This is a genomic window from Streptosporangium amethystogenes subsp. fukuiense (assembly GCF_042665875.1).
Classification (GTDB): domain Bacteria; phylum Actinomycetota; class Actinomycetes; order Streptosporangiales; family Streptosporangiaceae; genus Streptosporangium; species Streptosporangium fukuiense.
The window spans coordinates 9670779-9695320 of the sequence record NZ_JBHTEE010000001.1; the positions used below are offsets into that span (position 1 = coordinate 9670779).

The window sequence follows — 24542 nt, forward strand, 5'->3', positions numbered from 1 at the left end:
ATTAGTCATATTTTATTAATAATACAAGAGTGTTTCCGAGTCGTTGCCTTACGTTGCCTGCTTGTCGTTAGATGCCACTTGACCTGCTCTTATCCATGGATCGCCAGGCGTGGCCGAGATCGTCGCGCCGGATGCCGGGCGGCCAGGTGAACTCGGCGCCCGGATCCTGCGTACCTGCCGGTGAGAGCCACATCGAACACCGGCGTGCGAGCCGGACCCCGGCTCACGGCTCGCGCACGCCCTTGACGGTGCACATCCTCACGCTGGAAGGATCGGGATGGACATCACTGCCTCTGTCAGGACTTCTCGCCCCCACATCGAGGCTCCGTGCCCTCCGTGGTGCGAGCGTGCGCACTCCACCGCCTACGTCACCCACGCGGCCGACATCGCCGAGGTGCGCAACCCCGACGGGTCCACGGTGACGGTCACGCTCTCCCAGCACCTCCAGCCCGGGTACGTGGGGGAGCAGGTCGTGCGCGTCTACACCCGCCTCGGCGAGGAGACCGGCATCGCCGACCTGTCGCCCGACTCGGCCGAGGCCGTCGGGCGTTCGATCGTCGCCTTCTCCCCGGACGGGGCCATGCGCCTGTACGGGCTGGCCCTGCAACGGGCCGCCGCGCACCTGCTGTTCGGTGGGCTGGAGGCGCCCCGGGACAGAGGGGAGGCGGCCGGGCGGGCCGCCGCCGAGTCGCCCTCGCAGGAGAAGCTGTTCCGGATCGCGTTCCTGTCCGGCTACCTCAACGCGACGAGGGCGCCGGGATCGTTGAGCGGGGGAGCGGTCGAGCGCCGCCTCAGCCGGGTGCTGTCGCCGAGGGAGACGAGCGAGCTGTGCGACATCGTGCGCGGCATGTTGTCCCGCCGTACCGCGGCCGGCCGGGATGTCGCACATGACGACACCTGCGACCTCGCCTCGGGCCGGTACCGAGGAAGAAAGCCGGAGATCACGACTCCGGTCTCGGCGATGAACCCGTCCGGCAGGTCGAGCCGGCGACGGCCGCGCTGATCACGGCGAGCGCCGCTCCCACCCACATCACCGCGGAGATCGACACGCTGTCCACGATCCGGCCGCCGGCGAACGAGCCGAGCGCGATGGAGACGTTGAAGGCGCCGACGAAGAGCGCCGTGCCCATTTCGCCGCCGCCCGACCGCATGATCCAGAGCTGCAGGGTCACCCCCACGCCGCCGTAGCCCAGGCCCCACACCATGAGCACGATCAGGGGCAGGCCGATCAGGGGCAGCGCCGCCATGGAGAGTGCCATCAGCACGGCCAGCGTGACCAGGACCGGCTTGGGGTTCCTGGCCACCCGTGCGCCTGCCGCGAAGTTGCCGGCCACGCCCGCGGCGCCGTACAGGAGGAGGGCGGTGCTGACGAGGGCGGGACCGGCGTGCGAGACCTGCTCCAGGAACGGCCGGACGTAGGTGTAGGCCGCGAAGTGACCGGCCACGATCAAGACGGTCAGGACGAGGACGACCTTGAGCGGGCCGGAGAGCCACGTGAACCGCCCCTCCGACGCGCGGGCCGGGGCCTCGCGGGGCAACGGCTCGGACGCGTGGGCTCGGGGTTCGCCGGGCAGAGGCGGCAGGGTGGCGGCCAGCAGCGCGAGTAGGACCAAGGCCAGCACCCCCATGGCGATGAACGCGGTCCGCCACCCCGCGAACGACGAGATGAACGTCGCCACGGGCACCCCCAGTACCGACGCCACCGACACCCCGGCCAAGATGATCGACGTGGCCCGCCCGACGGACCCTTCGGGCACCAGTCGCAGGCCGAGTCCGGCCGCGAAGGCCCAGAACCCGCCGATGCTCACCCCGGTCAGCACCCGGGCGGCCAGCATGACGGGGTAGTTCGGCGCGAACGCGCCCGCCAGGTTGGCCACCGCCAGCAATGCCATCAGCCCCAGCAGCGTGATGCGCCGGTCGAGCCGTCGGGCGGTGATCGCCAGCACGGGCGCGGAGACGGCGGCTACCAGCCCGGGCGCCGACATCATCAGCCCGGCCGTCCCGTCGGAGACGCCGAGGGTGGCGGCGATCGAGGTCAGTAGGCCAACGGGCAGCATCTCGCTGGTCACGATGGTGAAGGTGCCCACCGCGACCGAGGACACGGCGAGCCAGCGCGCCCGGGGAGCGGCGGAAACATCGGTCATGGTCATGCCGGCCAGCTTTCTGCCGGTCACCAGCGGGAACAATGGCGAAGGTCGAAGGCTTGGTTTAGGTGGACTAAACGATCAGGTGGAGGTGGGGATGGAGTTCAGGGAGCTGGAGTGCTTCGTCGTACTCAGCGAGGAGCTGCACTTCGCGCGTACGGCCGAGCGCCTCTACCTGTCGCCCGGCAGGGTGAGTCAGCTCATGCGCTCGCTGGAGACCAGGCTCGGCGGCGGGCTCTTCCACCGGACCAGCAGGCGCGTGCGCCTCACGCCCCTGGGCGAACGTTTCCTGGCCGACCTGCGCCCCTCCTACGACGGCCTCGCGAACGCGGTCAGCCGGGCCAAGGCGGCCGCCCGCGAGGTGACAGGCGTGATCAGGCTCGGCTTCCTGGCCACGCCCACGGATGTCGTCACCGGCAGCGTGCGTGTCTTCGAGCGCTGGTACCCGGGGTGCGAGGCGGAGTTGGTGGAGATCCCGCTCTCCGACCCCTTCGGCAAGTTGCGGGCCGGGCAGGTGGACATCGCGTTCACGCTGCTCCCGGTGGACGAGCCCGATCTGGCGACGGGTGAAGGGCTGAACCGGGTCTCGTACCGGCTCGGTGTCTCCTCACGCCACCCGTTGGCCGCCCGTGCGAGCATCGGCGCCGAGGAACTGGCCGGCGTATCTCTGATCGGCCTGGACGGCCCGGCTCCGCGCACGTGGCGCGAGCATGTGGCACCGTCCGCGACCCCTTCCGGCCGTCCCATTCCCCGGGCCGGTACGGTGGCCACCAGCCAGGAGGGACTGACCCAGGTGGCGCTCAACCGGGGCGGCATGTTGTTCTGCACACCCACGGCGGCTTACCACGGGCGCCCGGATGTCAGCTTCGTCCCCGTCACAGGGTTGCCTCCCTCGATCCTCGGCCTGGCCTGGGTGAAGGCGGCGGAGACGGCGGCGATCCGGGCGTTCAACGAGGCGGCCGTCGGGCACGCGCTCGGGGTACCGGTTTCGGACACGGGTTCCTGAGTCGGAAAATGGGCTGTAAAGGAAGATTTGTCTATGTATGCACATGCGATTGCAAGTGCATACGCAAGTGCGTGCCTAGCGGGACTGTGAGATTCGCACTGTATATGTGAAACTGTGGCACCGTAGGAAGGTGCGACAGGGAGCCGGCATGGCCAGAGGGACCGCCGAGAACAGCGGCGCGCAGAGCGGTGTTCTCAGCTACGCGGGAGGTGGCGGCCCCACCGTCCTGCGCATTCTTCTCGGTGCCCAGCTGCGGAGGCTGCGCGTCGCCAAGAACATCACCCGTGAACAGGCCGGCTACGCCATCCGCGCCTCGCACGCCAAGATCAGCCGGCTGGAGCTCGGGCGGGTCGGTTTCAAGGAACGCGACGTCGCGGATCTGCTGACGATGTACGGGGTGACCGATACCGAGGAAAGGGCCCCGCTGCTGACACTGGTCCGTCAGGCCAACGCGCCCGGCTGGTGGCACAAGTACAACGACCTGCTCCCCAACTGGTTCGAGGTCTACGTCGGGCTCGAAGAGGCGGCCTCGACGGTCCGGACCTACGAGGTGCAGTTCATCCCCGGCCTCCTGCAGAGCCCCGAGTACGCGCGGGCCGTCATCATGCTCGTGCACGGCGGCGCCTCGGCGAGCGAGGTCGACCGCCGGGTCTCGCTCCGTATGGCCCGTCAGCAGCGGCTGATCAGGCCGGACGCTCCGACGCTCTGGGCGGTGATGGACGAGGCCGTGCTGCGGCGGCCCATCGGCGGGCCCCAGGTGCTGCGCGCCCAGGTGGACCACCTGCTCGAAGCCGTCGAGATGCCCAATGTCAGGCTGCAGATCATGCCGTTCGACCGGGGCGGTCACGCCGCGGCTGGCGGTCCGTTCTCCATCCTGCGCTTCCCCGAGCGGGAACTGCCCGACGTGGTCTACATGGAACAGCTCAACAGCGCCCTCTACCTGGACAAGCTCGACGAGACCGACCACTACATGCAGGTCATGGACCGCCTGTGCGTCCAGGCGTACTCCTTCGCCGAGAGCCGGAGGTTCCTGGAGGACCTTCGTGAGGAGCTCTCGGGCTGATACGGGACCGCAAGGGCTGTTCGCCGGCGGTTCCGGGGGAATGCGCTGCCCGGGAGTTCGGGGCCGTCCTAATTTTCGATCAGATGATATGTCGTTTCATGATCTGAAGTACCGGCCACTCGTCTAGCATGCGCGAAAGAGTGGTGAAGGCGAGGATATGACTGAGCGCGAGCAGGCACCGGCGGGAATCGACCCCACGGTCCCGAGTGTGGCCCGTATGTACGACTACTACCTGGGAGGCAAGGACAACTTCGCCTCCGACCGGGCGGCCGGTGACAGGATCGTGGAGCTTGTCCCCAACGTGAAGGACGTGGCGCGCTCCAACCGCGCCTTCCTCGGGCGCACCGTGCGGCATCTCGCCGCCGCGGGGATCCGCCAGTTCATCGACATCGGCGCCGGCCTGCCGACACAGGAGAACGTGCACCAGGTCGTCCTGCGCGAGGCGCCCGACTCCCGGATCGTCTACGTCGACAACGATCCCATCGTGCTCGTGCACGCCCGCGCGCTGCTCGCCGACAACCCGCAGACCACCGTGATCTCCGGGGACCTGCGGGAGCCGGACGCGATCCTGGATCACCCGGAGGTCCGCGAGCGCATCGACTTCGACCAGCCGGTCGCCGTCCTCATGGTCTCCATCCTGCACTTCGTCGCGGACGACAAGGAGGCCGCCGACATCGCCACCTCCTTCGGGCGGCGGCTGGCCTCGGGCAGCCACGTGGTGATCTCCCACGTCACCTCCGGCGACCTCAGCGAGGAGCAGGTCCGCCAGGGCCGTGGTGTCTACGGCACGACCACCGCGGGCGGTGTCTTCCCCCGAACCCTCACCCAGATCCGCGGACTGTTCGACGGGCTGGAGATCCTCGAACCCGGTCTGGTGCCCGTCTACGACTGGCGGCCCGACCCCAGCGACGTCGTCATCCCGCCGGGAGCCGGCGCCGTCACGGTGGGCGCCGTCGGCCGGGTTCCCTGACCGGCGACGCGCCTTTCCCCAGGCGGCCAACCTGGGCGGGCGGTGAACTTGTCGGGCCGGACGTGCGTATCTCCAGGATGTTGACACATTCGTGCCAGTCCGGTGTCGTCAGGAACGCGCGCGCGATCGCCGCGGCGATCCTCGCCCTGTCGTTCTCCATCGCCTGCAGCGCGGACCGGCCCGCGGGTCCCCCCGCCGCCGTGGCGGCGGGCGACGCGGTCCCCGCGGGGCCGCCGCCCACGGTCGAGCAGCTCGCCAGGAAGGTCGGCTGCAAGGCCGAGATCCAGGTCGACGCGGTCGACATCCGTACCGGAGCCTGCGAGACCTCCGCCGGCCGGTTCTTCATCAGCACCTTCGTCACCCAGCACGGCAAGGACCAGTGGATGGACCAGGCGCCGGAGTACAACCCCCATCTCGTCGGGGAGTTGTGGACCGTACTCGGCGCCAGGCAGGTCCTGGACGAGCTGCGCGAGACGCTCGGAGGCGACCTGCACCTGACCGACCACCGGGTGACCCCCACCCCCACACCGCCCGCCGGGTGACGGCGGAGACACGGGCCCGTGCCGGGCGGGCCCGGGGTCTCCGTGCGGCCCGGGGCGGCCCGGGGCGGCCCGGGGGCAGCCCGGATGCCGGACGAGCGGGCGCGTCGTCTCGTCCGGGGCCGGATCACTTGCCGTAGCGCCGCTAGATGTGCGAGCCGCGATATTTCTGTCAGAGATCTCTTGTCTAGCACTACTAGAGTCGGCGGGACGTCCACGGGCGGGCCGGCGAGAAGCCGCTCCCCTCGGGAGCGGAGGAGACACAGGGGGAGCGCCGTGGCGCGACGGCATCGGCTGATCGTCACGGTCGCCCGCGAGCCGGCCGAGACGGAGGGTGAACTTTATCCCTGAATGAAATGGATACGGCATTGCCTGCGGATTCGTCGATCCGTAGCATCCGTCACATGTCCATCACGCGTGAGTTCGCCTATGCCTCGCCCTCGCGTCCCGCTGACGGCGAGTGCGTGTGGTACCGCTCCAAGGGTGACGTCTACGACCTGATCCGTACGGGCAGCGACGGGGACTTCAGGTATCACGCCTTCCATGCCCGTGACGGCCGCTACCTCCAGGCGTTCGCCTCCTGGCAGGACGGCATGGAGTGGATCAGGGAGCGCGTCGAGGCCGAGTAGGGCCGCCTGCCGCGGACGCGTCGGGCACGAGGCGCAACGCCGGGCGCGGGTCGGGCAGGTCGAGCAGCTCACGCACCCGGGAGACCGGCCAGGCCAGCTGGGTGGCGAGCCGCTCCATGGTGAGACCGGTCTCGCCGACGGCCAGGTCGAAGGCCTGGCGCAGCAGCACGGGCTGCTCGCCGGGGTAGCCGCTTATCGGCTCGGCGGCGAAGCCCGGCTGGTCGCGGAGCGTCTTGAGCCGCTGGTAGGCGCGGCTCGCCGCCGAGTCGGAGATCAGACCGACCTCGCGGCAGCGGTACAGCAGGGAGTCGACGGACACGCCCCAGGTGCGCTTGAGCTCGACCAGCCTGCGCAGGTCGAGGCGGCCGGGCAGCTCGGGCAGGATGCTGTCGCGCGGGGTGAGGAACTCGGCGGCGAAGACGTCGGCCTCGCGCTCCTGCTGGGTGTCTCCCGAGGCCGCGTCACCGTGCAGCACCAGATGGCCCAGCTCGTGGGCGGCGGTGAAGCGGTAGCGGTGGATGTCGTCGAACCGGTTGGCGGTCAGCACCACGATCGGGCGCGGCAGCTGGGAGGTGGAGAAGGCGTCCACCGTGGTGGCGTCCTCGTCCGGCGGCGGGAGGACCACGACGATCCCCTGCGCCTCCATGTGCCGTACGACGTGCGACAGCGGGCCGGTGCCCAGCCGCCAGAGCCGCCGCAGGGCGCGGGCGGCCTGGACGGGGTCGCGGGGCAACTCGACGCCGGAGTGGACCTCGCCGCCGGAGAAACCGGGAAGGGCCACGTCCGGCAGCCTGACCTGCTTCTCCAGGGCGTGGGCCAGCTCCCAGACCTGCTCGACGAAGGCCGCGGCCTTGGCGCGCTGGTGGGCACGGGTGGAGCGCAGGCTCCTGAAGTGCGCCATGGACCCGTCCAGCTTGCCGTGCGGGCGGCCGAGCAGGAAGAACGCCGGTGGCACGCCGAGCGCGTCGGCCAGGCGGGGAACGAGCTCGGGGCGTGGACGGGTCATGCCCGTCTCGTACTGCCCCACCGCCGCGGGGGTGACGCCGATCCGCTCGGCCAGGTCCTTCTTCGTCATCCCCGCCAGCTGCCGCGCCTGGGTCAGCCGCGCCTGGTCGAACGCGTCGGTAACGGCCTGCGGGCTCGGGCCGCCCTCGGCGACGCCGAACAGGGGGGGCTGGTTACGGTTGCTCATTGTCGCCGGTGACCACGGTTTCCTCTGGTGCCTCACTGCCTACGGGGAAGATCTTGCCATTCTTCCGCTCGGCCGAAGACCGCGTGCTCAGCGCGAGGTCGGGCAGGAGACCGCCGTCGAAACGCGACGCGGCACCGGGCTCCGTCGCCCACGGGCCGGCGAGGGGACCGGCGGGGGCGGCCGGCAGCGGGATCGGCTCGTGGTGCAGCCAGCGGATCCTGCCGAACTCGTCGACGAGCTCCGCCTCGCCCCAGTAGAGCCGCAGCAGGCCGGCCTGCGCGTTGCCCGCGTAGGCGACCGGGACCAGCCGGGTCTCGTCGGGCAGCCCGGTGAGCGCGGGGCGGACCGTGGCCGGACCGTCCGCCCCCGCGGACAGGTCCAGTTCCTCCTGGGCACCGTCCCCGTCGAGTGCCAGGTCCAGTTCCTCCTGCCGGTAGGAGGTCGCGGGGCCGAACCGGTCGAACAGCTCGCGGACCAGCGAGGAGATGCGGCCGTCGCTGATCCGGGCCTCGGAGATCGGCGTGCGGTCGTCCTCGGCGTAGCGGAACGGCAGCAGCAGGTTGCCGCCGAGCACCACCAGGTGGTGCGGCGAGCCGTGCGGCCTGACCAGCCGGAAGCCCGGTTCGTCGCGCAGTCCCTCGGCGAGCGCCTCGTAGCGCCTGGCCATCATGGTGAAGCCGTAGGTGTACCGCTTGTCGCTGTGCGCGGAGCTCTGCGCGTCCTGCGCGTTGCCCATCGCCTCAAGCAGCGAGACGGCCAGTTGCCGCCGTACGACCTCGGCACGCTCGCCGAACCGCTCGCTCGCCCAGCCTGACCCCACTCGCGCCGACCCCGCCCGGCCCGGTGACAACGCCCCCTCGCCCATCGACGACCTCCGCTCACGCTTCACCCGGTGTCAGACGGTCATCGCCGACACTTCATTTCCGTGCATCGTACTCCCGCACGGGCTCTATTTGATGTTGTCTGTCTCCCATGTCGCCGACGGCCCCGCTCGGCGGGCGTGAGGACGGCAGGCTTTGGCCACCGAGCGAAAGCGATCATGAGAGATGCGGAGCACCCGCGTGCGTGGTGATGTGCATCGCCTTCGCGGGGCGCCTGGATCCGGTTGTCTCACCTACCTGTTGTGGGAGGAACCTTTCCCGCCCTCTTTTCCATTGCCCTTCGTGTCGTTCCTGGAAGGCTTGATCTTGATGACCGCACTCTGCGTGGCGGCCGGGGCGACCTCGTTCGTGGCGGTGACGGTGAAGGTGGCCTTGCCGGGTTTCACCGGCTTGCCGGAGAGCATGCCGGACGCGGCGTCAAGGGTGAGCCCCTTGGGCAGTTTGCCGGCGGTGACCGTGAAGCTCGCCTTCGGAAACGCCGAGGCGGTGAAGGTGTGGGAGTACGCCTTGCCGACCTGGCCGCCTGCCGGAGCCGAAGAGGTGATGACGGGGGCGCGGTAGAGCTCGCTCTCGCTGTTCACCGCCGCGAACGGCGCGTTGGCGTCGCCGGTCCACCGGTAGAGCGTGAGGTCGGAGGTCTGCTGCCCGTTCCTGGTGCCGTTGCGCGCGAGGTAGAAGAGTCCGTCTCCGAGCGACTCCATGCCCACGTCCGCCTTCTGGACCCAGCCGCGGACGCCGCCGGCCTCGTGCGTGCGGCCGTCCTCCGCCAGCGGGATCAGCAGGCCCTGCTCCCCGCCGTTGCCGACGAGCTCGCCGGGCACGGGCCGGGTCGCGGCGTCCACCGCGAAAAGCGTGTAGTTCGGGAAGGTCGGCTTGGCGCCGGCATACACGCCCATGAACCAGCGCCGCAGGAAGTCGTCGTACTCCAGGTTCTGCACACCGTACGTGGTGTTGCCGGTACGGACGAAGTACTTGCCCGGTGCCTGTTCTGGGCCGCTGTGGTGGGGGGCCGCCTCGACGAGCGGCTTCTCGTAGCCGGCCCAGTCGCTCGTGTCGTACTGCAGCAGCACCTGGTGGTCGTTGTCCGTGCGGTTGAGGTTCGAGTAGACGCCGTAGGCCACCGTCAGGTACTGCTTGCCGCCGGTCGTGCCGAACTTGGGGCCGAAGCCGACGCCGTCGATGCCGCTGCTGCCGTAGCGGTGGTCGGGGGTGTTCCCGATGTCGCCGTCGAAGATCCCGTTGCCGTCCATGTCGGCGGTGAAGTCATTGACCACCTCGCTGAGGTAGACGGTCTTCACGATCTCGGAGTTCTGCGCCGCCATCCCGATTCTGTCGATCGCGTCGACGTCGATGACGGCGATGTAGAAGGCCTTCTGCGCCTTGTACTCCAGCGAGCCGTAGACGCGGCCGTCGGCCTCGTTGAAGTCGAGGTCACCGAGATGTCCGGTGAACCCGCCCACCGTGCCGACGACGTTGCCCTCAAGGTCGGTCTTCACGAGCAGCGTGGTGAACGAGTGGTAGATGTACCCGTTCGTCTGGTCGATGGCGATGCCCTGCACGTGGCCCGCGCTCCAGGCGCCGCCGCTGACCGCCTTGTTGAAGCCCTTGATCTTGGGAACCCCCGGCGATGCGGTCGCGCTCGCCGGCTCACTCACCTTGCCCTCGCTGTTGACGGCACGCACCCACAGCTTGTAGACACCGGCCTTGGAGGGGGTGAAGGTGTGCGCGGTTCCAGCCGCCGGAGACCAGGCCAGACCGGCCGGGTCGGCTTCGGTGGTGCCGATCGCGACCTCATAGCCGGTCACGGTCGCGGGCGTTCCCGCGGGGGTCTTGCCCGCGTCGGTGGGCGCGGACCAGGTCAGCGTGGCCTGGGTGTCGTTCTGCGAGACGTGCAGGCCCGGTGGCGTGCCCGGCGGGGTCGCCTCGGGGGCGAGTCGAGTGACCTTGATGTCGTCGAAGGCGACGGTGGAGTTGTTGACGACGAGGCCGAGGGTTCCGTCGGCGCGGAACATGTCCTTCGTCGACAGGTACGGGACACCGTCGATCGAGAGGGTGGCCCGCGTGCCGCGCACCTCAAGCGAGAGCGCGTGCGTCTCGTTCGTGTTGAGCGCGACGCCCGCGGCGGCGGTGACGGGGGACGCGTACGCCGCGCCGGCCGCCTTGCTCACCGCGTACTCGAGACCGTTGCTCAGCTTGGTGTTGCTGCGCACCACGAACACCGAACCGTAGTCCTGCGCACCGTGGAAGTCCGCGGCCACGTTGAGCCAGCGGGAGTCGTTCGCCACCTGCAGGAAGTTCGCCGTGGCCTCAAGCCGGTAGTTCTCGTAGCTGGTGCCGAACGTGACGCGAGCACGCTGTCCGTTGACGGAGGTGCCCTCAAGGCGGCCGTTCTTTACCTGCCAGGTGCCGAGGTGGCTGGTCCACCCGCTGGGAAGCCGCCCAGAGGAGAAGTCCTCGGCGAGAACAACCGTGTCACCGTCGGCCGCCAGAGCTGGGACGGTGCCGAGACCCAGCATCGAGGCGATGAAGGTCGAGGTGGCCCACACCGCCACTCTCCTGGTACGGCGCGTCATCCTGTTGCCGCGCATGCGTCACTCCTTCACAACATCGCCCACGCCTCGGCTGGGGCGTCCGGTCGCGGTGGCCGCGAACGGCTGCTCATCTATCGGTGACAGAGTGGCCGGGCTGATTGAACGGGAGTTATCGCTTTGCCGACAAATCATCAAAAAGCGGACACATTGGCGTCGGCAACGCGTCAGCCTCGGCGGTGTCGACCCCGCAGCTGTCGGCAGGGCCGGGTCGTGCCGCCCGTACGGGAGGACACCTCAGGTCGGGGGAGCGAGGGTTCCGGCGGCGAGGGCGTGGGTCAGGGCGGTGGCGGCGGCCTGGCCCGAGGCGGTCAGCTCCCGGAGTTCGGTCTCGAAGGTGAAGATCCCGCGGAAGGTGTCGCCGTACCTCCGCTGCTCCTCGACCGAGAGGCGCGGCACCTGGGCGCGGCGCGGGTCGAAGCGGGTGGAGCCGGACTGGGTGCCGGTCGTCGCACCCGGGGAGAGAGCCCGGACGAAGCCCGCGAGGAAGAACGGGTCCAGCCGGTCGGGGTCGGGGCGCAGCAGGACGAGCCGGGGACCGAGCAGCAGGCCGGGCTCCTCGATCACCCGGGTGGCCAGGCCGCCGGTCCCGATGGCGGTGACCACGTCTCCGGGCTCGATCCTGATCCGGCCCTCGGGGCGGGTGCGGGTCTCCACCGCGCCCCCGTCCAGGACGTGCCGGTCGGTCAGTACCGGATCGCCCGAGCCGTCGATCTCGAAGCGCCCCGCCTGCCAGACGGCCAGCGCCCCGATCCGCTCCAGTTCCGCCAGCGTGACGGACGGCAACTCCTGGCCGGTGCCGGGGACGGCCTCGGGGACGAGGGTGGCCAGCCGCCCGAGCCGCTCGGCCAGCCGCTCGCGGAGCAGGAGGTAACCCTCCGCGGAGACCTGCTCCTCGGTGCCGAGATAACGGGAGGGGGTGACGTCGACGTCCTCGTCGACCAGCTCGATGATCGGGACAGTGCGGCTCTCGCCCGGCCTGTCGACGTCGAGGTCGGGATCCGCGCGGAACTCGCGCCACCGCTCGGCCACCGTGTCGAGGTTTCCCAGGTCGGCCTCGGCCATCAGAACGCGGGACGGGGTGGGGTCGTCGGCGGTGGGCTTGCGCAGCACCCAGATGTGCACGGGCAGCGCGGTGCCGCCCGACGCGACCTTCGGGGGGAGGCCGATGACGGCCCGCAGGGTCCCGCGCCGCAGCAGGTTGCTGCGGATGCGGCGGCCCGAGCGGCGGTTGGCGGCGATCGCGGGCATCAGCAGCACCGCGACGCCGCCCGGCGCCAGGTGGGCGAGCGCGTGCTGGACCCAGGCCAGCTCCGACTCCATCTTGGGCGGTAGCCCGTACTCCCAGCGCGGGTCGCTCGTCAGCTCGTCGTATCCCCAGTGGCGCTCGTTGAACGGGGGATGGCACACGACGGCGTCGACGGTCAGGTCGGGCCAGGCGTCACGGCGCAGCGAGTCGCCCGCCCTGACCTCGCCACCGGTCTCCGGCGCCCCACCCGCTCCGGCCAGTGTCAGGCGTGACCGCGCCAGCCGGGCCAGGGAGTCGTCGTACTCCTGCCCGTACGCGCGCCGCCCCGGGGCCGCCGCGGCGAGGAGGACGCCGAGGCCGCAGGCGGGGTCGAGGACGGACCGCGCGCCGGGCCCCGCCAGGTGGGCCATGAAGTCCGCGATCTCGGCGGGTGTCTCGGCCAGGCGGCGCGAGTGGACGTCGGCGTAGCGGTCCAGCAGGAAGCGGACGGCCTGGGGGCCGCCCTCCTCCTCGGCGTACCGCCTGATCAGCTCCCACGCGGGGGCCGGGACGGTGTGCGGCCTGCCCTGGCCGAGCAGGAGCTCGGCGGCCTCGGCGACGACCTCGCCGAGCCTGAGGTCGTCGCCGGCGGCGCGGACCTGTTGCCAGACGCGCTCGCGTAGCGGGAGCTCGGCCACCTTGCCCTGCTGGAGCAGCCACGCCTCGACGGCGCCGAGCGAGAAGGTCGGGCTGGTCGCAGTCCCGCCCACGGGCTCGGGGAAGTCCTCGTGCCGTCGCCGCCAGTTGCTCACGGCCGCGCGGCCGACGCCCGCCATCCGTGCGATGTCGGCGGCGGTGACGCTCGCCTCGTCCCCTGCCATCGCCAGCCTCCGTTTTCCCACGTCAGCCCATTTGACATGTGGACGACAACTTATCTCACAGCGTTGACGGGCGTCGATCGGCGGTATCGAGTACGTGTATTTGGTTCACGTGACGAGGGTGCCGGGCGTAAAAAAGGACCTGCGAATTGTCGGTGGGGCAGGCAAGGATGACCCCATCATGGTTATCCACCCGTCTCTCCCGTTCACCGCCACGACGTCCCCGAGCGGGGACATCGTGGTCTTCTACGTCGGCACCGAGCCCCGGATGACACCGGAACAGGCACTCGCGTTCGCCGACCAGCTCCGCGACCTCGCGGCCGGCGCGTCGCGCCCGGGTCGCCCGGAGCACTGGTCGGTGGACGCCGGATGTCCTGACCGTGCCATGGCGTATTCGCGATAATCCCTTTCACTCTCCGTGGTCATTGCGTAACGTTCTGCCTGTCGTGGCCTCTGGAAAGAGGGGCCACCTCATCGATTCGCCGTGCTCCTGACGCCCGATGCCCAGGGCGCCCCCGGACGCGTCGACGTCGGATACGGAAGGACAGAACATGCAACCCTTCGAGCTCCCCGACTTCTACCTGCCGTATCCGGCCAGGCTGAACCCCCACGTGGAGACCGCGCGCGAGCACACCAGGGTTTGGGCGCACGACATGGGCATCCTCGATCCCGACCTCGGCATCTGGGACGAGGACAGGCTGGAGGCGATGGACTACGGCCTGCTCTGCGCCTACACCCATCCCGACGCGCCCGCCCCCGAACTCGATCTCATCACCGACTGGTACGTGTGGGTGTTCTTCTTCGACGACCACTTCCTGGAGGCCTTCAAGCGCAGCGGTGACCTGGCCGGGGCCAAGGAATACCTCGACCGGCTGGCGGCCTTCATGCCGGTGCACCCCACCGGGCCCGCTCCCGAGCCGGAGAATCCGGTGGAGCGCGGCCTGGCCGACCTGTGGGCCCGGACCATCCCGGCCATGTCCGCCGACTGGCGGGCCCGGTTCGTCGAGAGCACGAAGAACCTCCTCGACGAGTCCCTCTGGGAGCTCGCCAACATCAACGCCGGACGCGTCGCCAACCCGATCGAGTACATCGAGATGCGGCGTAAGGTCGGCGGCGCCCCCTGGTCGGCCAATCTGGTGGAGCACGCCGCGGGCGCGGAGGTCCCGGCCGCCATCGCCGCCAGCCGGCCGATGCGCGTGCTGAGGGACACCTTCTCCGACGGGGTGCACCTGCGCAACGACCTCTTCTCCTACGAGCGGGAGGTCGGCGACGAGGGCGAGCTCAGCAACGGGGTGCTGGTCTTCGAGCGCTTCCTGGGCTACGACACCCAGCAGGCGGCCGACGCGGTCAACGACCTGATCACCTCCAGGCTGCACCAGTTCGAGAACACCGCCCTCACCGAGTTGCCGGCCCTCTTCGAGGAGCACGGCCTGGACCTCAAGTCCCGCATCGACGTCCTCGCGTACGTCAAGGGACTCCAGGACTGGCAGTCGGGTGGCCATGAGTGGCACATGCGCTCCAGCCGCTACATGAACGGGACCTCGCAGACCTCAACGGTCGCCCCGGCCCTCCTCGGCGGTCCCACCGGCCTGGGCACCTCGGCGGCGCGTATCAGGCTGGCGCCCGGCATCACCGGCCCGGGTGGGATCAGGAGCCACACCCACGTCCCCCTGCGGAAGGTGGGGCCGGTGCCGCTGCCCGAGATCTACATGCCGTACCAGGCCAGGATGAACCCCAACCTGGACAGTGCCCGCCGCCACGCGGTGGAGTGGGCGCGCGAGATGGGAATGTTCGAGCAGCTACCCGGCTTCCCCGGGCTGGCCGTCTGGACCGAGCACAAGCTCGACGGCTACGACTTCGCCGTCTGTGCCGGGGCGATCAACCCGGACGCGCCCGGCCCCGAGCTGGACATCTCGACGTTCTGGCTCACCTGGGGGACCTATGCCGACGACTACTTTCCGGTTGTGTTCGGGCCCCGGCGTGACATGCTCGGCGCGAAGGTGTTCAACGAGCGGCTGTCGGCGTTCATGCCGCTCGACCTCTCCGCCACCCCGCCGCCGGCCAACCCGATCGAGCGTGGCCTGGCCGACCTGTGGTTCCGTACGGCGCCCCCCATGACGGAGAGCGCGCGCGCCAGGTTCCGCCGGGCCGTCGAGGACATGACGGAGAGCTGGCTGTGGGAGCTGGCCAACCACATCCAGAACCGGGTTCCCGACCCGGTCGACTACATCGAGATGCGCCGCAAGACCTTCGGCTCCGACCTCACCATGAGCCTGTCCCGGCTGGCCCACGGCCAGTCGGTGCCGCCCGAGGTCTACAACACCCGGACGATGCGCGGGCTGGACGACTCGGCCGCCGACTACGCCTGCCTGGTCAACGACCTCTGCTCCTACCAGAAGGAGATCCAGTTCGAAGGCGAGCTGCACAACTGCGTGCTGGTCGTCCAGGACTTCCTCAACTGCGACCTGCGACAGGCGGTCGCCATCGTCAACGACCTGATGACATCTCGAATGCGGCAGTTCGAGCACACCGTCGCCACCGAGCTCCCGGCTCTGTTCGACGACTTCGACCTCGACGAGGAGGCTCGGGAGACACTCAACGGATACGTGGCGGAGCTGCAGGACTGGATGGCGGGCGTCCTGCTCTGGCACATGAAGACCCGCCGTTACGACGAGTCCGAGCTGCGCCACCCACCCGCCACGACCCGCCCGGTCGGCGGTCCCACCGGGCTGGGGACCCTCGCCGCCTACGTCGGCGGGAGCTGAACGACACACCCACCGTGACCGGTCTCCGGTCGGGAAGCCCGGCCGCGGGCCGCCGAAGGGGAAGTTCACCGTGCGACCGCGTTCCGGTCCGGAGTGAGGTTCATCGTACGGCCGGGCCCCGGTCAGGAGCGGGACCCGGCTCTGTTCCCTCTCGCTCGGTTCCGTATGACGGCATCAGGCGAGTCGGAGGCCAGGCACGGCCCGGTACACCTACCGGCTGCGTCTGTCATCAATCAGCGGCGACGACCACGACCTGCCCCCCCGCCGAGCACGGCGGGAAACAGCCCGGTGGCCGGCCCGCCACCAGAAGATGATGGTCAGGCGGAAACCGAAGCGCGGACAGACCCTGTCGAAGGGGTGCCGGTAGGGATGAGAACTCCGCCCGCGTGATGCTCGTCCGGGCTGGTCTCAACCCGGCTGGTGTTGATCGTGGAAGACCTGACGGGTCCGCCGGTCCGTCAGACGGCGTGAGCCAGGAGTCCCCTGCTTTCAAGCGGGGGAGGAGTCAAGCCCGCTCGCTGACACGGTTGACATCATGCGGGGGCCGGCGACGCCGGTCGGGTACATGGCCGTCGCGTTCAAGGTGACGGTCCATGCGCTGGGCGAATGCGGACTGCGATATCCGAGCCTGGGCCGGCGGTTTCGCGAATCTCTACCGGGCGGAAGGGCGCGGTGTGACCATTCCGTCCTCCACGGGATGTCAGGTTGAACACTTCTTCTTTGTTCGGGGAATCCCTCACCGTCATACGGATGATCGCGGCCGGGGAGTTTAGCCGCCATCTCCGGAGTGTGGTCTCTGGGGGCGCCGACCTGTGCTGTCGTGGCCGATATTTATGTCGAACAGTTCATATCCGGCGAAGGGCGCATGAAGGATGATCAATCTATGGAATCAGGGGAGCCTTCGCGAATCAGCGTTTATCGCATTGTTCGGAAGATCGGGGAAGGTGGGCAGGGCGTCGTCTATCTGGGCGAGACGGATTCCGGCGCTCTCGTGGCCATAAAGCTGTTCCATGTCCGGCTCGGTCGAGACAGCGCCGTCCGTGACGACTTCGAGCGCGAACTGGAAGTCGCCAAACGGGTCGCTCGTTTCTGCACGGCACAGGTCCTGGATTTCGGCATCTCGGGGAACCGCCCGTACATCGTGAGCGAGTACGTCCCGGGCCGCGCGCTCCAGGAGTTGGTGACCGAGGAGGGGCCGCGTTCGGGCAGCGCTCTGGAACGCCTGGCCATCGGCACGGCCACCGCCCTGGTCGCCCTGCATGACGCCGGAATCGTCCACCGGGATTTCAAGCCGCAGAACGTGCTGATCGGCCCGGACGGCCCCCGGGTCATCGACTTCGGCATCGCCCGCGACCTCGCCGGGACCGGCCCGGTGACCAGCAGGATCGTGGGAACACCCGCCTACATGGCCCCCGAGCAACTGAGCGCCGGTCGGCCCGGTCTCGCCCTGGACGTGTTCGCCTGGGCCTCCACCGTCGCCTTCGCGGCCACCGGCCGGCCGCCGTTCGGTGACGACGCCATCCCCGTGGTCATCAACAGGATTCTGAACCTCGATCCCGACCTCGACGGGATCGAGACGCCGCTGCGAGACCTGCTCGCCGAATGCCTTGCCAAGGACCCCGGCCGGAGGCCCACGGCGCAGCAGATCCTCGATCGGCTGGTGCGTGGGAGGGGGCCCGCTTCTGACGGCTCACAGGAGACCCGCGCTGTCCCCCGCCTGGGCACTCCCGGGGGAGACGGCGCTCCGCGATCACCGGTCCGGGCAGGGAGGCCGGGCTCGCCGGGCGGGAACGGTGGAGATGACTCGTCGGTCCGGGACGCGGAGTCGGGTTTCCCGACCAGGGGCGGAGCGGACGCCTCCGGCGTCATGGGCGCCGACACGGACCCGGACGCGCGCGGGAGGAGGCGTACGACGGTTCTCGCGGTCCTCGCGCTCCTCACGGTCGTCGCCGGGGCCTCCGTTGCTCTGCTACCCGTCGGAGACTCGACCGTGCCGGGGACCTCGCGGGTGTCGGCCGGCGCGATGGGAACGCCGGAGGACGTCACCGGCCGTGTTTCTGCCTCCGCCGGTACGGGGGTGGCCTCTCCTGAGGCGCCGGCACCATCGGTGTCCGCTCCCGTCGGGAGCAGTCGCCCCGCGACGGAGCCGGCGGTGCCCCCGTTCTCTCGCGACCCCTCCGCCTCCACCGGCCCCGAACCCTCGCCCGGAGACTTGCGGCCCGGACGGTCGTCGCCCGAACCGGCATCGGCAGGACTCGTCGAACTCGGCCCCGGGCGTTTCACCGGCTACTGCAGGGCGATCGGCTGGGAGTGGGTGGAATACCGGAAGATCCCCAGGCCGGGCGCCTACTGCGTCAGGCGGAAGGGAGACCAGACCATGTATCTGACCCAGGCCCGACGTGACGCCGGCTGCCGGTGGCGGTTCGACAAGCCGAAAGCCGTCCACCGTTTCAAGAACAGTTCGAACTACTGTTATGTCCCCCGCTGACGGGGCCGCGAGCGGTCGTCGGACGTCCCGCTCGGTCACGTCGTGCGCCGGTCGTGGGACGTCCGGGCGGCCACGCCGCCAGGCGACGCCCCACCTGCACCGAGGCGATCACCGCCTTGGTTCCGACGAAGTAGGGGAGGAGGAGCGGCAGCACCGTACCGAAGATCGCCCAAGAGGGGACTTCGCGGAGGGGCTGGGGGCGGTAACGGCGGCCTGTGCCATGGAACCGTCTCCTTCGGGAATGCCACGTCCCGATCGTGGGGAGGCTACGACGATGCGCAGACGTGGTCCAGAAGGCCGCAACGGTACGTTCACAGTGGCATGCCGGCTCAGATCCGACCGATTCCACTCGCCGTCGTAGTCAGGTTGATGACAACGTACGATGCGAGTCCGGCTCCGTCCGTGGGCCGTAAGGAAATCAAATGCTCACCATTCGGAGCCGCCGTGTGACGATCCGTTTGATCTTGGTCTGTCATGGTCCCACCGTCGCACTCTCCCGGGCGTCCTTCCCGGCCGACGAACCGCTCACCGAACGAGGTGGGCAGGCGGCCGGGAACGGGTGGGAGTCCGCGGCGACGGCCTGGTGCAGCCCCGCCGCCGCGGCCAGGGAGACCGCGGCGGCGCTCGGACTGGACCCGTCGATCGAGCCCGCGCTGCGTGACTGCGACTACGGGCGCTGGCGTGGTCGTAGGCTCGCCGAGGTCCAGGTCGCCGAACCCGAGGCGATCCAGGACTGGCTCACCGATCCTGCCGCCAGGCCGCACGGCGGGGAGTCGGTCGTGGATCTGATCGAGCGGACCGGCGACTGGCTGGCGGGCCTGTGGCGGGACTCCTTCCACGGCCGCGCGGTCGCGGTGACGCACGCCGCGGTCATCCGGGCCGCGCTGGTGAACGTGCTCGCCGCGCCTCCTACCTCGTTCTGGCGCGTCGACGTCCCGCCGCTGGCCCGGGTTCGGCTCACCGCCCACCACGGCCGCTGGCAGCTGCGCGCGACAGAGCCTGACCGGCCGCCGGTCTGACAGCGAGCCACGACCTCAGGCACGGTGCTGAGAGACCCCGCCGTACGGCCCGACGTCCAGCATTGCGGTCGCGGTACCGGGATCGACCGGTGGCCTGACAGCCGGATAGTGCTGTTCGCGGTCATCCGAAAATGCTGGCCAAAATTCGACGAGCCCGGGTTTCGGTATGGCCTTCTCCTTCCGCCTCGGGTGGAGAGTGTCCGCTCAGAGGCAGCCGACGCGGGTACCGGGCAACGAGAGGTTCGACTATGCCGTCCAGGGGAGTTCACGCCCGGCCGCGGGGAAGCGCCGTGACAGGGGGCACCGGCGCCCACGGATTCCCTCGGTCACGATGCCGGAGGTGAGGGACGGTCGGCCGTCCGACGTGTCGCTGGCCGGCCTGACCGCCATCAGCGGACTCGTGGACGCGATCAGCTACGTGGGCATCGGTCAGGTGTTCATGGCGAACATGACGGGGAACCTGCTCATCCTCGGCTTCGCCGCGGGCGACCCGTCCAAGTTCCCGCTCGTCGCGACGGCCATCGCCGTGCTGGGTTTCTTCCTCGGGGCCGGGCTGGCCGGTCGGCTCACCGACAGGGTGTCGAACGTCCGCCGCAGGATGGTCCTCGCCATGACCATGGAGACCAGCCTGTTCGCCGTCACCACGGTGGGCTCGTTCCTCCTGCCCACCACCCAGGCCGGCCGCTACCCGCTGATCGTCGCCCTGGGACTCGCCATGGGCGGACGGAACACCGTCGTGCGCCGCCTCAAGATCCCCGAGATCAGCACGACCGTGGTGACCGGTACGTTGGCCAACCTGGCGGCTGATTCGGTGCTCGGCACCGGAAAGCGCACGCGGGCCCGCCGGCGCGCGGGGGAGATCGTCTCGCTGGTCCTCGGAGCCTGTGTGGGTGTCCTGCTACTGCGACACTTGGGGTTCAACGCCACGCTGGCGGCGTTGACCCTCCTGATGGCCGTGATAACCGCCCTCTACGCTTGGCGCACCTCGCCGACACGTGCCCGCTGACTCGCTACCGGTCTCACCGGCCGATCAAGTAGCCCTGGACCACCGATCCGTCCGCCGCGATGACACGCCGGCCTTTTCTTGAACGTGGGCAGCGCCAACCATAGGCCGCCACCGCCGTAGAGGCCGTCGTCTCAGGAGTTCCAGTGAATCGCCTCGGGAGGTGCGGGGCGGTCGGCGGGTCTTTCCGCAGAGTGCCCGGCTGGGGTCTGCCGGGTTTCCCGGCGACCGCCACATCCGGTCGGAACGGCAGGGGCGGTGTCGGCCACGGCGGCGCCGGGTCACCCAGGTGTACGGAGCGGCTCGGCCGGTCGCGGCGGTGCGGCAGCGCATATGTTTGTGGGCGACCGTCGCCGACGAAAGCGTGGAGAGCGTGGCAGAAGATCCGGCCTGCCGCACTTGATCACGGCCTGGCAGCCGAGGCCGGTGGCGGCCCGGATTCTCACCACCCTGCGAAGTGCGGCGGGGAATCGACGCCCGCTCTTGACGTCAGCAATGTTTGCGTTAACGCTTTGGGCGGAAACCTCCGTGAAATCCCCTCATGACTTTCGCGGCCCGTCACCTGCTTTTTTGTTAGCGTTAACATGCGTTAGGAGATTACCAGCATGCTGCGCATCACCCCCCGCGCGGCGGTCGACGTCGTGACGATCGGGCAGGCGGGAAGCCGATGAACAGGCTCCTGCGCCGCCCGTCGCGGCCGGCGGCGCTGACCGCCATGGTCGTGCTGAGCCTGATCGCCGCCCTGCTGACGGCCCCCGCGGCCCACGCCACACCGGCCGTCCAGTACACCAACCCCCTGGCCACGCAACGAGCCGATCCCCACATCTTCCGGCACACCGACGGCTACTACTACTTCACCGCCACCGTTCCTGAGTACGACCGCATCGTGCTGCGCCGGGCCACCACCCTGCAGGGCCTGTCCACCGCGCCCGAGACGGTCATCTGGCGCAGGCACGCGAGCGGCGAGATGGGAGCCCACATCTGGGCACCGGAGATCCACTTCATCAACGGCAAGTGGTACGTCTACTTCGCCGCCGGCCGTGCCGACGACGTCTGGCGGATCCGGATGTACGTGCTGGAGAGCGGCGCCGCCAACCCGCTGACCGGCACCTGGACCGAACGCGGCCGGATCGCCACCCCCTGGGACACCTTCGCGCTGGACGCCTCGACGTTCGTCGCGGGCGGCGTCCGGTACCTGACCTGGGCGCAGCAGGAACCCGGCATCGCCACCAACTCGAACCTGTACATCGCCCGGATGGGTGCCAACCCGTGGACCATCACCGGGTCGACGACGCGGCTGACCGTGCCGACGCTGGCCTGGGAGACACGCGGGTACAAGGTCGCCGAAGGGCCGACGGTGATCCAGCGCAACGGCCGGATCTTCCTCACCTACTCCGCCAGCGCCACCGACGCCAACTACTGCCTCGGCATGCTGACCGCCTCGGCCTCGGCCGACCTGCTCAACGCCTCCTCCTGGACCAAGAGCCAGAACCCGGTGTTCGCCACCAACGCCACGACCGGCCAGTACGGGCCGGGCCACAACTCCTTCACCGTCTCCGAGGACGGGCAGAGCGACATCCTCGTCTATCACGACCGCAACTACCGGGACATCTCCGGCGACCCACTCAACGATCCCAACCGGCGTACCAGGCTCCAGAAGGTGTACTGGACCGCGGACGGCACCCCCAACTTCGGCATCCCGGTACCCGACGGGATCACACCGGTGCGGCTGAGGTCCTACGACCAGCCCGATCGTTTCGTCCGGCACTGGGAGTTCCGGGCCCGCCTCGACGCGAACGTCTCACCGCTGGCCGACTCACAGTTCCGGATCGTGCCGGGCCTGGGCGGCGGGGGAACGGTGTCGCTGGAGTCCGTCAACTTCCCCGGCTACCACCTGCGCCATCGCGGCTTCCAGGCATGGGTGGAGCGCGACGACGGCTCGGCGACGTTCCGTGCCGACGCCACCTTCACCCGCCGGGCCGGCCTGGCCGACGGTTCGGCGGTGTCGCTGGAGTCCGTCAACTTCCCCGGCTACTACCTGCGCCATCGTGACCTCCAGATGTGGGTGGAGCGCGACGACGGCTCGGCGGCCTTCCGTACCGGCGCCACCTTCACCCTGGAGTGACCCGCCGGCCTGGTTTCCCGGGCCGCCCATGCTCGATGCGGGCGGCCCGCTGCTCCCGCCACACCCATTCCGAAGCGTTTCCAGGAGCCCCCATGTCGCGAAAAAAGGGCATCATTGGCGCAATCTGTGCGCTTCTTCTCAGTCTCAGCTGCATAGCCGCCCTCACGGCGCCCGCCCAGGCGGTGGGGGAGACCACTTTCCGCAACCCGCTGCTGGCCGACGGCGCCGATCCGTGGCTGCAGTACCACCAGGGCAACTACTACCTGGCCGGCACCACCTGGAACTCCCAGCTGGTGATGCGCAAGTCACCGACCCTGGCGGGCCTGCGCACCGCCGCTCCGCAGTACGTCTGGTCGGACACCTCCGCCGGCGCCTGCTGCAACTTCTGGGCGTTCGAGTTCCACCGGCTCAACGGCCCCAGCGGAACCCGCTGGTACATGATGTACACCTCCGGGCAGAGCGGCACCCTCGACCGCCAGCACCTCAGCGTGCTGGAGAGCGCCGGCGACGACCCGCTGGGGCCTTACAGCCTCAAAGGCTCGCCGATGCCGAGCACCTGGAACATCGACGGTTCCTATCTCCAGCTGAACGGCCAGCTGTACCTGCTCTGGTCGGAGTGGCAGGGAGCGGACCAGAGCATGTGGATCGCGCGGATGACCAACCCCTGGACCATCACCGGCTCCAAGGTGCTCATCTCCCGGCCCACCTACGGCTGGGAGACCGTGGGCGGTCGGGTCAACGAGGGCCCGGAGGTGCTGCAGCGGGGCGGGAAGACCTTCATCGTTTACTCGGCCAGCTCCTGCAACACCCCGGACTACAAGCTCGGCATGCTGACGCTGACCGGCAGTGACCCGCTCAGCGCCTCGTCATGGACCAAGTCCGCCAACCCGGTCTTCCAGCAGGGCAACGGCGTGTACGGCCCCGGACACAACGGCTTCTTCAAGTCCCCGGACGGCTCCGAGGACTGGATCGTCTACCACGGCAACGCCTCTACCGCCCAGGGGTGCGGGAACACCCGCTCCACCAGGGCGCAGAAGTTCGCCTGGAACGCGGACGGCACCCCCGACTTCGGCACGCCCGCCGCTACCACCGTCGACCTGCCGGTGCCCTCCGGTGAGCGCGGCCCGCTCACCGCGGCGGTGAAGGGGGCCGCGTACACACTCGTCAACCGCAACAGCGGCCTGTGCCTGGCCACCACCGGTGGCTCCGGCGCCGACGGCGCCAACGTCGCCCAGCACTCCTGCGCCGGCTCCGCCGCCCAGTGGGTGCTGGACTCCACCGCCGACGGCTACCACCGCCTGGTCAACAAGCAGAGCAACAAGGTGCTCGATCTCGCCGACTGTGGCACCGCCGACGGCGTCAACGTCCGGCAGTGGGCCTGGTTGGACAACACCTGCCAGCAGTGGCAGCCGATCACCACGACCGACGGCTGGCTACGGCTGCAGAGCCGTAGCAGCGGCAAGGTGCTCGACGTCGCCGACTGCGGCACCGCCGACGGCGCGAACGTCCGGCAGTGGGCCTGGCTGGGCAACACCTGCCAGCAGTGGCGGCTGCAGCCGGTCGGCACGGCCGCCGTCGCCAGCGCGCAGAGCGGCAAGGTGCTCGACGTCACCGACTGCTCGACCGGCAACGGCGCGAACGTCCGGCAGTGGCCCTGGCTGGGTACCGCCTGCCAGAAGTGGACCTTCACCCACACCGACAACGGCTACCAGCGGATCCAACCCGCCCACAGCAGCGGCAGCTGCCTGATCGTGAACGCGGCCTCCACCGCCGACGGCGCCGATGTGGCGCAGGGGGCCTGCTCCGGCACCAACGCCCAGTGGCGCCTTGAGGTGCTCGCCGACGGCTCGGTCAGGTTCCTGGCACGGCACAGCGGCAAGGCACTCGACCTCGCCAACTGCGGGCTCGCCGACGGCACCGACATCGTGCAGTGGTCGTGGCTGAACAACATCTGCCAGCGGTTCCACCTCCGGGCGACCTGACCGGTCCGGCGGGCGACGGGCACCACCGGGACCGGCTGTCTC

The 24542-nt window shown here is 69.7% G+C and carries 18 protein-coding genes; 13 read left to right on the forward strand and 5 right to left on the reverse strand.

Going from position 1 to position 24542, the window contains the following annotated elements:
* Positions 1-277: 277 nt before the first annotated feature.
* Positions 278-1003 (forward strand): hypothetical protein, encoded by a 726-nt coding sequence (locus ACFQVD_RS42910; RefSeq protein WP_343966882.1) that lies wholly within the window; start codon positions 278-280, stop codon positions 1001-1003.
* On the opposite strand, the gene ACFQVD_RS42915 is transcribed toward ACFQVD_RS42910, so the two are convergent.
* Entirely contained in the window at positions 942-2174 is a 1233-nt protein-coding gene (locus ACFQVD_RS42915; protein ID WP_343966880.1) for an MFS transporter, read from the reverse strand. The genes ACFQVD_RS42910 and ACFQVD_RS42915 overlap by 62 nt on opposite strands.
* 67 nt (positions 2175-2241) lie before the next feature.
* Here ACFQVD_RS42915 and ACFQVD_RS42920 point away from each other — a divergent pair, with 67 nt between their 5' ends.
* The 5 genes from ACFQVD_RS42920 (at position 2242) to ACFQVD_RS42940 (ending at position 6351) form a co-directional block, all read left to right on the forward strand.
* Positions 2242-3150: a LysR family transcriptional regulator gene (locus tag ACFQVD_RS42920; protein WP_343966878.1), complete on the forward strand. Its 909-nt coding sequence runs from the start codon at positions 2242-2244 to the stop codon at positions 3148-3150.
* Between the two features lie 148 nt (positions 3151-3298).
* Complete coding sequence (locus ACFQVD_RS42925; RefSeq protein ID WP_343966876.1) at positions 3299-4213, forward strand: helix-turn-helix domain-containing protein; 915 nt, start codon at positions 3299-3301, stop codon at positions 4211-4213.
* Positions 4214-4370: 157 nt separating this feature from the next.
* The gene (locus ACFQVD_RS42930; protein ID WP_343966874.1) at positions 4371-5183 is read left to right on the forward strand and encodes an SAM-dependent methyltransferase; all 813 of its coding nucleotides are present in this window, start codon (positions 4371-4373) and stop codon (positions 5181-5183) included.
* 77 nt (positions 5184-5260) lie between these two features.
* Positions 5261-5725: a hypothetical protein gene (locus ACFQVD_RS42935; protein WP_364148943.1), complete on the forward strand. Its 465-nt coding sequence runs from the start codon at positions 5261-5263 to the stop codon at positions 5723-5725.
* A gap of 401 nt (positions 5726-6126) precedes the next feature.
* Positions 6127-6351 (forward strand): hypothetical protein, encoded by a 225-nt coding sequence (locus ACFQVD_RS42940; RefSeq protein ID WP_030912140.1) that lies wholly within the window; start codon positions 6127-6129, stop codon positions 6349-6351.
* Here ACFQVD_RS42940 and ACFQVD_RS42945 read toward each other — a convergent pair.
* The 4 genes from ACFQVD_RS42945 to ACFQVD_RS42960 all read right to left on the reverse strand — a co-directional run bounded on the left by ACFQVD_RS42945 (position 6326) and on the right by ACFQVD_RS42960 (position 13121).
* Positions 6326-7543, reverse strand: a complete 1218-nt coding sequence (locus ACFQVD_RS42945) for a helix-turn-helix domain-containing protein (protein WP_343966868.1) — start codon at positions 7541-7543, stop codon at positions 6326-6328. The genes ACFQVD_RS42940 and ACFQVD_RS42945 overlap by 26 nt on opposite strands.
* Entirely contained in the window at positions 7530-8432 is a 903-nt protein-coding gene (locus ACFQVD_RS42950) for a hypothetical protein (protein WP_343966866.1), read from the reverse strand. Before ACFQVD_RS42950 ends, ACFQVD_RS42945 begins: the two co-directional genes overlap by 14 nt.
* 225 nt (positions 8433-8657) lie before the next feature.
* Positions 8658-11012 (reverse strand): putative Ig domain-containing protein, encoded by a 2355-nt coding sequence (locus ACFQVD_RS42955; protein WP_343966864.1) that lies wholly within the window; start codon positions 11010-11012, stop codon positions 8658-8660.
* A 237-nt stretch (positions 11013-11249) separates the two neighbouring features.
* On the reverse strand, positions 11250-13121 hold the full coding sequence (locus ACFQVD_RS42960) for a class I SAM-dependent DNA methyltransferase (protein ID WP_386273912.1): 1872 nt from the start codon (positions 13119-13121) through the stop codon (positions 11250-11252).
* A gap of 178 nt (positions 13122-13299) precedes the next feature.
* On the opposite strand from ACFQVD_RS42960, the gene ACFQVD_RS42965 reads away from it, so the two are divergent.
* From ACFQVD_RS42965 to ACFQVD_RS42995, 7 genes are all read left to right on the forward strand, one after another.
* Positions 13300-13521, forward strand: a complete 222-nt coding sequence (locus tag ACFQVD_RS42965; protein WP_343966860.1) for a hypothetical protein — start codon at positions 13300-13302, stop codon at positions 13519-13521.
* Between the two features lie 148 nt (positions 13522-13669).
* Entirely contained in the window at positions 13670-15883 is a 2214-nt protein-coding gene (locus tag ACFQVD_RS42970; RefSeq protein WP_343966858.1) for a family 2 encapsulin nanocompartment cargo protein terpene cyclase, read from the forward strand.
* A gap of 883 nt (positions 15884-16766) precedes the next feature.
* Positions 16767-18371, forward strand: coding sequence for a serine/threonine protein kinase (locus tag ACFQVD_RS42975; protein WP_386273915.1), 1605 nt, complete (start codon positions 16767-16769; stop codon positions 18369-18371).
* A 446-nt stretch (positions 18372-18817) separates the two neighbouring features.
* Positions 18818-19390, forward strand: coding sequence for a histidine phosphatase family protein (locus ACFQVD_RS42980; protein WP_343966855.1), 573 nt, complete (start codon positions 18818-18820; stop codon positions 19388-19390).
* A 340-nt stretch (positions 19391-19730) separates the two neighbouring features.
* Positions 19731-20396: a YoaK family protein gene (locus ACFQVD_RS42985; RefSeq protein WP_343966853.1), complete on the forward strand. Its 666-nt coding sequence runs from the start codon at positions 19731-19733 to the stop codon at positions 20394-20396.
* Between the two features lie 664 nt (positions 20397-21060).
* Positions 21061-22518 carry a family 43 glycosylhydrolase gene (locus ACFQVD_RS42990; RefSeq protein ID WP_343966851.1) on the forward strand — a complete coding sequence of 486 codons (1458 nt, stop codon included), beginning with the start codon at positions 21061-21063 and terminating at the stop codon, positions 22516-22518.
* Between the two features lie 182 nt (positions 22519-22700).
* Positions 22701-24500: an RICIN domain-containing protein gene (locus ACFQVD_RS42995; RefSeq protein WP_343966849.1), complete on the forward strand. Its 1800-nt coding sequence runs from the start codon at positions 22701-22703 to the stop codon at positions 24498-24500.
* Positions 24501-24542 lie beyond the last annotated feature (42 nt).

Bases quoted from the DNA above. Each gene is read 5' to 3' on its own strand.
- ACFQVD_RS42910 (WP_343966882.1), top strand. From the start codon at position 278: ATGGACATCACTGCCTCTGTCAGGACTTCTCGCCCCCACATCGAGGCT.
- ACFQVD_RS42925 (WP_343966876.1), top strand. From the start codon at position 3,299: ATGGCCAGAGGGACCGCCGAGAACAGCGGCGCGCAGAGCGGTGTTCTC.
- ACFQVD_RS42940 (WP_030912140.1), top strand. From the start codon at position 6,127: ATGTCCATCACGCGTGAGTTCGCCTATGCCTCGCCCTCGCGTCCCGCT.
- ACFQVD_RS42920 (WP_343966878.1), top strand. From the start codon at position 2,242: ATGGAGTTCAGGGAGCTGGAGTGCTTCGTCGTACTCAGCGAGGAGCTG.
- ACFQVD_RS42990 (WP_343966851.1), top strand. From the start codon at position 21,061: ATGAACAGGCTCCTGCGCCGCCCGTCGCGGCCGGCGGCGCTGACCGCC.
- ACFQVD_RS42970 (WP_343966858.1), top strand. From the start codon at position 13,670: ATGCAACCCTTCGAGCTCCCCGACTTCTACCTGCCGTATCCGGCCAGG.
- ACFQVD_RS42965 (WP_343966860.1), top strand. From the start codon at position 13,300: ATGGTTATCCACCCGTCTCTCCCGTTCACCGCCACGACGTCCCCGAGC.
- ACFQVD_RS42955 (WP_343966864.1), bottom strand. From the start codon at position 11,012: ATGCGCGGCAACAGGATGACGCGCCGTACCAGGAGAGTGGCGGTGTGG.
- ACFQVD_RS42945 (WP_343966868.1), bottom strand. From the start codon at position 7,543: ATGAGCAACCGTAACCAGCCCCCCCTGTTCGGCGTCGCCGAGGGCGGC.
- ACFQVD_RS42930 (WP_343966874.1), top strand. From the start codon at position 4,371: ATGACTGAGCGCGAGCAGGCACCGGCGGGAATCGACCCCACGGTCCCG.
- ACFQVD_RS42975 (WP_386273915.1), top strand. From the start codon at position 16,767: ATGGAATCAGGGGAGCCTTCGCGAATCAGCGTTTATCGCATTGTTCGG.
- ACFQVD_RS42960 (WP_386273912.1), bottom strand. From the start codon at position 13,121: ATGGCAGGGGACGAGGCGAGCGTCACCGCCGCCGACATCGCACGGATG.
- ACFQVD_RS42935 (WP_364148943.1), top strand. From the start codon at position 5,261: ATGTTGACACATTCGTGCCAGTCCGGTGTCGTCAGGAACGCGCGCGCG.